The sequence below is a fragment of the Enterocloster citroniae genome, from assembly GCF_040545455.1.
GTDB classification, from domain to species: Bacteria; Bacillota; Clostridia; order Lachnospirales; family Lachnospiraceae; genus Enterocloster; species Enterocloster citroniae.
The window spans coordinates 1-10,793 of sequence record NZ_JBEPLZ010000053.1 but is presented as its reverse complement, the minus strand read 5'-3'; the positions used below and the strand labels follow the sequence as shown (position 1 = coordinate 10,793).

Below are 10,793 nucleotides of genomic sequence, written 5' to 3'. Positions count from 1 at the left end.
CCAAGGTCTTAAAACCATTAATATCTGCAATTTTCAAGGTTCGGTTGAGCCTATTTTTTAGACTCCGTTTTTCATAGATTACTTGACACTACCCTGCTCGATGATCTTGGATATGAACCCCCGTATCATTTCATACTGTTCCATATCAATGGATATTTTATTTCCCTGGCGTGAGATCCATCCGTCATCCTCAAACTTTTTTACTGCCCGGTTCACTGTCTTTACACACAGACCGGAGGAATCCGAGAGTTCCTGCCTTGTACTGCTGATCTGAAGCACGCCGTTCTTCTCATATTTCTGGTACATGTCCATCAGCAGCAGCGCCAGACGGTCGGAACCCTGAAGAAACAGATAGGCCCGGCTGCTTCTCCCCTGTTCCAGGAGATATTCCCCAATGGCCTTTGCCTCCTGCTTCAGGGCGCATATATCTGTCCTGAGCCACTCCGCGAATTTGTCCCTGGGGATCTTCACAAAGGTACAGGGAGTTACTGTCTGGAGGGTGGTCTTGTAGGTATCCAGATCCATCACCACCTCCATCCCGCCCATGGCATACAGGCCTTCAAACCGCATGAAGTCAAAGGCGATTCCGTATATACGGTAATCCACGGCCTTGATCACGCCCTTTCCGATAAAGAAAATGGCGTCCGCCGGTGCATTTTCCTTGACAAATATAACGTCCTTGTCCATCTCGACAATCCGGAAGGAGTCCATCAGCCAGGCCGGGGCGCTGCAAAAATAATCCTCAAACTGCTGTCTCCGTCCCTTATCCAATTCATTCAAAAAAGGCAATGCCCTGCACAAACTGCTCATGTCCATGCTGATAGTCCTCCTGATTCCCAATTGTACTTATATTACTTGATCAAATCAACCTTCACGATGTCGGTTGGAACAGCACTGGCCTGCGTTGCAACCGTGTCATTGGCAACCTGAATGGTTCCGTCCTTCAGCATCTCATACAGCTCATCATACTTTTCCTGGGTAAACACCTTAAACTTGGATGTCTCCATGGGGAGCATGATGCCGTTTTCCTTTGCATCCAGTGTCACTGACTTTCCGCCCTCAAAGTTTCCGTCATAATATCCTGCAACCGCATCATAAACAGAATCGCCCAGATTCTTCATGGCTGAGGTGATAACGGTAGCAGACTCGGAAGACTGATCCACGTCCACGCCGATCACCACTTTGCCTGCAGACTCCGCAGCCTTCATAACAGAGTTGCCCACACCGCCGCCGCAGGCGAAAATGCACTCGGTCCCTTCATTATACCACGCTGCCGCCTTGGCATTGTTCTCCGGTGACGCGTCAAAATTTCCAACGTATGTATACTTAACTGAAACACTTCCCGGCTCAAGCCCCATCTCCTTGGCAGCCGCGTCCGCGCCCTGGATGAAACCGTAGCCGTAACGGATCACTGCAGGAACAGCAATACCGCCCATGAAACCTAACTGAGTATACCCTTCCGTCACAGCCGCATAGCCTGCCAGGTATCCGGCCTGCTCCTCCGCATAGAAGATTGACAATACATTGCTTTCAATCTTAACATCATCGCCGGACTTAGGTTCCGCATCAATGATAATGAACTTAATATCAGGATACTTGGTCTGTGACTCATAGATGGGAACCTCGAACAGGAAGCCCGGTGTCACGATCACCTTGGCCCCGCCTTTTACAGCAAGGTTGATGGAGTTGATACAAGCCTCATCCGACTTCTCATTGGGCTTATAATACTTGCAGGTCAGGTTGTTGTCCTTGGCATATGCTTCAAGTCCCTCCCATGAACCCTGGTTAAATGACTTGTCGTCAATGGTACCCACGTCCGTGATCAGGGCCAGTTCATATCCCTCCTGGGAACTGCCTGCTTCTGCGCCGCTCTCAGCCGCTGTCCCGGCGCTGTTGGAATCCGTGTTGCCGGAAGCTCCCGGTTTCTGTACACACCCGGCAAGACTTGCCGCCATGGCTGCTGCCAATACCACACTTAATAAACGTTTCTTCATTTTTACTTCCTCCATTTTACTATTTATTTTAATTAATTGAAATCACTATCTGCTTCCCTTGTCATATGGGATCCCCTCTGCCCTGGGCGCCTGGGATGCCTTGGATAAAAATGCCAGAACGATCAGGGTTGCGATATAAGGGATCATCTTATATACCTCATTGGGTATGGGCAGGGATTTTAACACCGGTATGGCCGAATAAGCGCTGGCCAGCGTCTTCATGATGCCGAAGAAAAATGCCGCCATCAGTATTTTGTTGCTTCTCCACTGACCAAAGATCAATACCGCGATTGCCAGGAAACCGTAACCGGCCACGCTGGCATTAAAGTTGGTGGATGTTGGGATCACGAATACCAGGCCTCCGATCCCACCCAGCACACCGGATATGATGACCCCGGCGTAGCGGATCTTTACCACGTTCACACCCACGGAATCCGCCGCACCGGGATGCTCGCCGCACGCCCGAAGCCTCAGTCCGAACCGTGTGCGCTTGATCACAAATGCTGCCGCAATAAAGATCAGGATCCCCAGATAAGTGGTGATGTAACAGTTTTTAAAGAACATATCTCCCAGCACCGGAATATCCCCCAGCACCGGCACCTTATCAATATGAAACGTGTCATTAAACTGGATCTGCTGCACTCCCTGGATCATCCGCGCCGTGAAAATAGCAAAGGCAGGCGCGAACATGTTCAGGGCCGTACCGCTGATGGTCTGGTCCGCTTTCATGTTGATGGCTGCAAATGCATGGAGCAGTGAGAAAATTCCTCCGGCCACTCCCACGATCAGAATGGTCAAAAGCAGCAGTCCCTGTCCGCTCATCCTGTCCTGGAAGGTATTGATGAAAAAGATTCCCACAAAGGCTCCCATTACCATAATGCCCTCAAGGGCAATGTTGATCACGCCGCTGCGCTCCGAGTACATTGCACCAATGGCCACAATCAGAAGCGGGATTGCAAAATACATGGTCTGCTGTACAACAAAATACAATACGCTCATCGCGTGCCCTCCTTTCCGGTCTTAACCCCCGGCTCCTGCTTCTTTGCTCCATCTGCATCTTTAGTTCCGGCGGCCTTACCCGCCTCCGACTTTTTTGACTTGCGCATCTGGATCTTATAGATCAGTGTGCGGAACAAAAGAGACAGCGCGCCGCAGTAGATGATGGCCGCAATTATGATATCGATCACTTCCGGCACAAAATCAAAGAGCTGCATATTGTACCCGCCCACTGTGATGTGTCCGATAAACAGTCCCGCAAACAGGATCCCCACGGGATTGGAAAGCCCCAGAAGGGCAACTGATATTCCTGAAAAACCTTCCGGCGCGATCACATCCAGCACCTGCATATATTTTCCCGAATTAGCCAGGTATAAAAGGGCTCCGCCAATTCCTGAAAGCGCTCCTGCGATCACCATGGACAGTACAATGTTCCGCTTTTCGTTAATACCCGCATATTTGCTGGCGTCAGGATTCTTGCCGCAGGCTTTGAGTTCATATCCGAAGGTAGTCTTATTCAGTATGACATAGATCAGGATAACGAACAGGATCGCTATAAGGATCCCCACATTGATGTTGGTCCCGGGAAAGAGGCGGTCCAGACCGGCCTTGGGTAAATTAGCCCCTGCCGCCACTGGAAGTGTCTGGTTCTTAACCTGGTCATATACGGTCTTCTGGATCAGCATGTTAACAAGGTACATGCCGATATAGTTCATCATGATGGAGGCGATCACCTCATTTACATTAAAAAATGCTTTTAAGAATCCTGGTACAAACCCCCAAATGGCACCGGCCAGCAATGCTGCCATGAGCGCCACAAGGCAATGGACGCCTGCCGGAAGAAAGGTGAACTTAACTCCCACAAATACCGCTGCGAAAGCCCCTGCCGTAAACTGCCCCGAGGAACCGATATTAAAAAGTCCTGTCTTAAATGCAAACCCCACGGAAAGTCCCGTCATAATGATCGGTGTTGCCAGGTAAAGCATTTGCCCGATCCCCTGGATCCCATCTGTAAATCCTCCCTGAAGCACCATCATGAACCCATAAAAAGCCTGTCCGGGATTGCTGGCAAAAAGGATGATCAAGCCGAATAGAAGCCCGCAGATGATCGCAAGAATGGAGGAACTGAAATTTACGATCCCCTCTCCATGAAACAGATTCCTACACTTATCTTTCATACTCCACACTCCTTTTTGCTCCAGCCATATACAGGCCCAGTTCCTCTGTGGTAATTTCCCCGGGATTCAGATCCCCCACAATCTCCCCTTCATACATCACCAGGATCCGGTCGCTGATATTCATGACCTCATCCAGTTCCAGGGATATCAGCAAAACAGCTTTTCCTGCGTCCCTCTGGGCGATCAGCTGTTCATGGATATACTCAATGGCTCCCACATCCAGTCCCCGGACCGGCTGCACTGCTATGACGATCTCAGGATTGCGGTCCAGCTCCCTTGCAATAATCGCTTTCTGCTGGTTTCCGCCCGACATCCCCCTCACAATACTCTTTTCGCCCTGGCCGGAGCGGATGTCAAACTTTTGGATCAGGACTTTGGCATATTCCCTTATGGCGTCAAACCTGAGGAATCCATGTCTCTGAAACCGCCTTGTGTAATAGGACTGAAGCACGAGATTTTCCTCCAGTGTATCATCCAGTACCAAACCGTGCTTATGCCGGTCCTCAGGAATATGGGCCATGCCGTCCAGACATTTCTGCCGGATGGATTCCTTTGTGATATTCTTTCCATTGAGGATCACCTCCCCCTTTTCCACGGGCATCAGTCCTGTAATCCCATAGACCAGTTCCGACTGACCGTTACCGTCAATACCGGCCACACAGAGGATCTCCCCTTTTCTTACCTGGAAGGAAACATCTCTGACAGAATCCTTTCCTGAATGCCTGGATTTTATGGTCAGGTTCTTCACCTCCAGGACGGCATTCCCAGGATCCATGTCCTGCTTTTCAATAATGAAATTCACTTTCCTGCCAACCATCATTTCAGACATTGCTTCCTTAGAAGTCTCCGCCACATCGATGGTCCCAATATATTTCCCTTTGCGCAGAACGCTGCACCGGTCCGCCACTTCCTTGATCTCATTTAGTTTATGGGTGATAAAAATAATGGACTTTCCTTCCTTTACCAGCTGTTTCATCACCTTCATCAGTTCGCTGATCTCCTGGGGTGTCAGCACGGCCGTGGGTTCATCGAAGATCAGGATCTCATTGTCGCAGTAAAGCATTTTCAGGATCTCAACTCTCTGCTGCATGCCCACTGTAATGTCTTCTATATAAGCATCAGGGTCAATTTTAAACTTATACCGTTCGCTCAGCTCCACCACCCGCTTCCTGGCTTCATCCATCTTGAGAATGCCCATGTTTGTGGTTTCCCTGCCCAGCACGATACTTTCCAGGACCGTAAAATTATGTACTAATTTAAAATGCTGGTGAACCATCCCAATCCCCAACGCATTGGCATCATTGGGATTGTCGATCTTTACCTTTTTCCCGTTCATGAGGATTTCTCCCTCCTCCGGCTGGTACAAACCAAAGAGGACACTCATAAGGGTAGATTTTCCCGCCCCATTCTCCCCAAGCAGCGCATGTATTTCCCCTTTTCTCACCTTCAGGGTAATATCATCATTGGCTTTAAAACTTCCAAACTGCTTGGTAATGTGGTTCATCTCAATTACATATTCCACATCCGTACCTTCCTTTCACTGTAAATTGATCCATCAAACTGATCCATCAAAGTAATCCTTTAAAGTAATCCTTTAAAATAATTTCTCAAAATCCGTTCCTCAAAACAACGTTTTGTTCTGCAACAATATTAAAACATTTGTGAAATTTGCAAAAGGACTCCAGTCCTTTTTTGAGTATTAATTTGTTTTTCAGTTATATTATCCATAAATTACGTTTTACTTTTATGCAATATGCACATATTTTTAATGTGCTTTTTATCAATGATCATGGCGGCTAATAAACAGCTCCATAATTTCTGTCCAGTTAGCAAAATAAAATAGCGTCCCCGGCTTTGGTTCCCCCCTTAAGGAAAACCGCTGCCGGAAAACGCTATCTTATATTTCTGCAATCATTATTTCCGCCTGGGAATGCGATACAAGCTCCCTACTTTTTTAAATCCTCCACTGTCACCGACTTCACATTGGGAGTCCTCTGGTCATCTGACATGGGAATGGATATTTTCCCTTCTTTTACCAATTCCACTGCCTTATTATGATCTTCCTCATTCCAGGTATTCCCGGTGATCTTCCAGTTATGGTCAACCTCCGGAACGAGCACTCCGTTTTTTACATTTACAATATAATCCGCGATCAGCTCCCTGACCCCGCCTATATTTCCTTTGACATCCATTTCCAAAAGCTCCGGAAGCACTTCCCCCTCCTGGTATACGGTGCCGTAATTGAGCAGTTGGGTACCGGCCCTGTAATTATTGACCGCCACTATGAATACATCGTCATCCAGAACCGGAGTCCCGTCCTTCTTAGTCAGGTTTTCGATCCGGCTGCCCGGTTCCTTTGACACGTTGATCTCATAATTAACTCCTGCAAACATATCATAATTAAACATACGGATATCCGGATTAAACGAAACCGTCAGATCCCCATCCATGTATGTATTATAATATTCCGCACTCCACTCCATGTAGGTTCTCAGCTGTTTGCCGGTCATTCTCAGCTTGTACAGCGTATTCGTGTATTTATAGATCAGCGAAACATCCGACTTCTTAATATCCCCTGCTCTCAGATTTGAGTCCTCATTAAACAGGGCTGCCGCAGAAACATCCGCATCCGTATAGTACATCTGAACCTGGTTGATAAGGTCCAGCATGGCTGTGTCTTCAATGGCTGCCTGGGGAATCCCTGGAATCTCATTTTCCGGCGCAAGGTCGCCGCCCTCTAACCTTCCAATGACAGTGTTAGCCACCTCTTTGGCACGTTTATCGTACGGCTCCAGCTCTGCCATTAACTCGGCTTCCGGCTCATATCCGCTGATCTCAATGCTCTTTGAATCCCTGTCTGTGACCTGATAATTACCATTTTCATCCTTTTTCAGGGTAATATCAATCTGGGCCATGGTCTGGGCGCTGTTCTTATTTTCTACCACAAGCACATTGTTTATAAGCCTTCCTTCCACCAGCTTGTGCTCATGGGCAGCCAGGATCACATCCAGCTCCGGGCACTTCTCGGCTAGATCCGTGACACCGGAATCCGGCACATCATACTCATTATCCTCCCCCATATGCTCTACAGCGATTAAGAGGTCCACTTTTCCTTCCAGTTGGTCAATGGCCTTTTTCGTTTCATCCACCGGGTTAGTAACCGTGCACCCCTGCAGATTGACAGAGTCCCACTTGGTAATGTTGGGGGTCACCATTCCAATCAGGCCGATTTTAACTCCGCCTTTTTCTATCACTGTGTATGGATCCGCAATGGCCTTCCCTTCCTGGTCCAATACATTTCCCGTAAGGATCTTTGCATGGTTCTGGGAAAGGATCCGCTTTAATGTATCCATCCCATAATTGTATTCATGATTGCCGGTCACGCATACATCATAACCTACTCTGTTCATGGCCAGGATCATTGGATGTATCTCATCCTCAATAAACAGGTCGGCAGAATTGTCCTGGATCACATCCCCCACATCAACTACCAGCGTATTCTCATTGCGCAGTTCTTTGACAGCGGTAGCCACCTGTGCCACACTACCTGACATGCTCTCTTCATTCAGAGCATAGTCATAGGGAACAAACTTCCCATGCATATCACTGGTAGCCAGGATCCGGATCTGCACCGCCTCATTCCCCTTTTCCTCAGCCGCATCCGCCTGTGTCCCCTCTGTCGTCCCCGGCGCAGTTGATTCATTTCCCAGATCAGTATTCGCGGCCGGCTTTTTTGCACACCCTATCCCCGATAATGCCACTGTCAATACCAACATCATACTCAGAACAGCCTTTTTCATATTACTTCCTCCAAATTAATTATTTTCCTCTACGGAGATCATGGATTTTACAGAGATCATGGGTTTTACCATCTATTATCATGCAGCAAACCATAATCACCACAGGAGCTGTTCTTAATATTAAATTATATGTGCATTTTTTTATAGGACTGGTGTCCGATTTTGGATCAAAAATATTTCTTTGTTACTTTATGCTATTATTAAGGAATATTTTTGTACATATATACCATATCGCTGTTGACTTAAATAACTGTATTTCTGCAGAATAATTCTGTAGAATACTCCTGCCTTTTCCCTTACCTTTCTCTGATACGCTCCCACAGCTTTGCAAAACTCTTCTCCGACAACACCTCATTGGTAACAAACTTCCCATTATAAAACAAGGCGTAGGTGGTGAACAACACAGGCGCTGACTGTGCGGCCTCCCTTGAATCTATCTTATGAAGCCTGCACTCCATTCCCTGGCCCTTAATGATATCGGTCAAGAGCGGCGCATACTTCTCTGTGTGAGGACATTGGTTAGAATAATAGAGGACCCAGCCCATCTCATCGATCCTGCCGTCCTTGGCGCATGCTTTCACCCACGGCACGCCAGCCTCACTGTCAAAAGGCAGATACAGCAGTTCAAAATAAGGGCTGGATGTATCTGCCAGTTTGAAGCCTTTATGCCTCATAAATCCCGGATCAGACAAAAAAGGCATTTTCTTCTTGGAAGAAATGCAGACCAATCCCAGCTTTCCCTTGTCTTTGCTGTCCTGAATGCACTGTTCCATCAGGCTGTCCCCGTATCCCTTACCCTTATATTGGCCGGAAGCCCACAGACAGTCAATATACATATATCCCTTGGCCTCAATGGGCGCCCAGGCGTATTCAGCCGGTATATATTCAATAAAAACCTTTCCGCGCACATCCAGCTTATTAAAAACAAGTCCCTCCTGCAGTCTGTCCCGAAGCCATTCTTTCTTAGATGCCACGCAGTTCTCCCCTTTTTTATCGGAAATGCAGCAGCATATATGTTCCTTATCCAGGTTGTCCATTGTTATGCGTTTAAATTCTTCCATCGTACCTTAATCTCCCTTCACAAATGAACCGATCTCCACCAGATTTCCCTCCGGGTCCGCCACGTAACAGGTACGCTGTCCCCAAGGTTCTGTTGTAGGTGCCATGACAGGGACCGCGCCCTTTGCCACCACCGTCTTAAAAGTCTCATCCACGGCTTTATAATCATCAACACTCAGTGCAATCTCAAAATGCCCATTCACCTGATCCGCATATTGGAACTGCTTCCCCGTCATACTCTCAAAATCCCTTCTGCCATAAAACAAAAACAGAGTCCCATCCTTTTCCAAAAACACATTACTGCAATTCTCGTCTTCCCTAATCTCAAATCCAAGCACATCCCGGTAAAACCGTATCATTGTCCCCATGTCCTTAACAAAAATACCAAATCCATCTAATTTCATATGCCGCTCTCCTTTAATTCACTGTTCCCTAGTCCGTTCTTCCTTAAGCCATTCTTCTTTAAGTCATTCTTCTTTAAACATTTTCTGCCTTAAACATATGCTAAAATTACACTGGCTTTTTTATTATAACAGGTCAAACATGACAACTATATGTCATATTATAAACATACCTTATGATCCATTCAAAATTGGCCCCGCCATACAACACAGAATGCCGTACATCAAATGCAGAACATCAAAATGCAACATCTCAATATGCAACATCTCAAAAAATGTAAGAAAAAAGAGCCTTATAAAATAAGACTCTATCGCATGCGGCTAACAGGACTCGAACCTGCACGGTCTCCCAATGGGACCTAAACCCATCGTGTCTGCCAATTCCACCATAGCCGCTAACCCAATATAATTACAAGAAAAGTCCCAATACCTTTCAGCATCAGAACTTAATTGCAATGCGGGTGGCCGGACTTGAACCGGCACGGTATCGCTACCGAGGGATTTTAAGTCCCTTGTGTCTGCCTATTCCACCACACCCGCATAATACAAATGGGGCCTACAGGGCTCGAACCTGTGACCCTCTGCTTGTAAGGCAGATGCTCTCCCAGCTGAGCTAAGACCCCAAAATGCATATAAATTGTGTCGCATTATAAAATGCAAACGACCCGGAACGGGTTCGAACCGTCGACCTCCGCCGTGACAGGGCGGCGCTCTAACCAGCTGAGCCACCGGGCCATTATGTTGATTATATAGTTCTCAATCTGCTTTAGTTAGGAAGAGTGGACCTTCGGGGACTCGAACCCAGGACCGACCGGTTATGAGCCGGTTGCTCTAACCAACTGAGCTAAAGGTCCGAACTATATTATCTTTGATTTTGATTACTGCTTTTACAGTAAAAGCCGATGATCGGACTCGAACCGATAACCTGCTGATTACAAATCAGCTGCTCTGCCAATTGAGCCACATCGGCATATCTTTGATGAACACATTCGTTCAAATGACCCCAACGAGATTCGAACTCGTGTTACCGCCGTGAAAGGGCGATGTCTTAACCGCTTGACCATGGGGCCTAAATTAGGTAGTGGTCGCCATGGACTTCCACTAAAAACTCCCCGAGTAGGACTTGAACCTACGACAGCGCGGTTAACAGCCGCGTGCTCTACCGACTGAGCTATCGAGGAATACTGATATTTTCAGCTGTTTCTTAAGCTGACCAAATTATTATACAATAAATCCAGTCAAATATCAAGTACAATTTAAACAATTTACGTACCTTCAAAACCACATATTGAAAACCGAATTGAAACTTCCTTCTTTTCCCCTAAACCTTTTGGTTAAGCCCTCGACCGATTAGTATTAGTCAGC

General features: G+C 47.2%; 8 protein-coding genes and 8 tRNA genes. All 16 read right to left on the bottom strand.

The window, feature by feature from the left end:
* Positions 1-78: 78 nt before the first annotated feature.
* A complete protein-coding gene (locus ABID13_RS28335; RefSeq protein ID WP_048929589.1) occupies positions 79-816 on the bottom strand; it encodes a Crp/Fnr family transcriptional regulator in 738 nt (245 codons plus the stop codon).
* 35 nt (positions 817-851) lie between these two features.
* Positions 852-1,994: a BMP family lipoprotein gene (locus ABID13_RS28330; RefSeq protein WP_007868417.1), complete on the bottom strand. Its 1,143-nt coding sequence runs from the start codon at positions 1,992-1,994 to the stop codon at positions 852-854.
* Between the two features lie 45 nt (positions 1,995-2,039).
* Positions 2,040-2,993, bottom strand: coding sequence for an ABC transporter permease (locus ABID13_RS28325; RefSeq protein ID WP_007868420.1), 954 nt, complete (start codon positions 2,991-2,993; stop codon positions 2,040-2,042).
* Positions 2,990-4,168 (bottom strand): ABC transporter permease, encoded by a 1,179-nt coding sequence (locus ABID13_RS28320; RefSeq protein WP_007868422.1) that lies wholly within the window; start codon positions 4,166-4,168, stop codon positions 2,990-2,992. Before ABID13_RS28320 ends, ABID13_RS28325 begins: the two co-directional genes overlap by 4 nt.
* Positions 4,158-5,690 carry an ABC transporter ATP-binding protein gene (locus tag ABID13_RS28315; protein WP_007868425.1) on the bottom strand — a complete coding sequence of 511 codons (1,533 nt, stop codon included), beginning with the start codon at positions 5,688-5,690 and terminating at the stop codon, positions 4,158-4,160. Before ABID13_RS28315 ends, ABID13_RS28320 begins: the two co-directional genes overlap by 11 nt.
* A 424-nt stretch (positions 5,691-6,114) precedes the next feature.
* The gene (locus ABID13_RS28310; RefSeq protein ID WP_082173833.1) at positions 6,115-7,968 is read right to left on the bottom strand and encodes a 5'-nucleotidase C-terminal domain-containing protein; all 1,854 of its coding nucleotides are present in this window, start codon (positions 7,966-7,968) and stop codon (positions 6,115-6,117) included.
* 296 nt (positions 7,969-8,264) lie between these two features.
* Complete coding sequence (locus ABID13_RS28305; protein WP_048929590.1) at positions 8,265-9,029, bottom strand: N-acetyltransferase; 765 nt, start codon at positions 9,027-9,029, stop codon at positions 8,265-8,267.
* A 6-nt stretch (positions 9,030-9,035) separates the two neighbouring features.
* A complete protein-coding gene (locus ABID13_RS28300; RefSeq protein WP_048929591.1) occupies positions 9,036-9,431 on the bottom strand; it encodes a VOC family protein in 396 nt (131 codons plus the stop codon).
* A gap of 313 nt (positions 9,432-9,744) precedes the next feature.
* Positions 9,745-9,824 (bottom strand) — tRNA-Leu (locus ABID13_RS28295).
* Between the two features lie 60 nt (positions 9,825-9,884).
* Positions 9,885-9,968: transfer RNA gene (locus tag ABID13_RS28290), tRNA-Leu, on the bottom strand.
* A gap of 10 nt (positions 9,969-9,978) precedes the next feature.
* Positions 9,979-10,051 (bottom strand) — tRNA-Val (locus ABID13_RS28285).
* Positions 10,052-10,089: 38 nt separating this feature from the next.
* Positions 10,090-10,163: transfer RNA gene (locus ABID13_RS28280), tRNA-Asp, on the bottom strand.
* Positions 10,164-10,208: 45 nt separating this feature from the next.
* Positions 10,209-10,282: transfer RNA gene (locus ABID13_RS28275), tRNA-Ile, on the bottom strand.
* 43 nt (positions 10,283-10,325) lie between these two features.
* Positions 10,326-10,398: transfer RNA gene (locus ABID13_RS28270), tRNA-Thr, on the bottom strand.
* A gap of 28 nt (positions 10,399-10,426) precedes the next feature.
* Positions 10,427-10,498, bottom strand: a tRNA-Glu gene (locus ABID13_RS28265).
* Between the two features lie 38 nt (positions 10,499-10,536).
* Positions 10,537-10,609, bottom strand: a tRNA-Asn gene (locus tag ABID13_RS28260).
* Between the last annotated feature and the right edge of the window lie 184 nt (positions 10,610-10,793).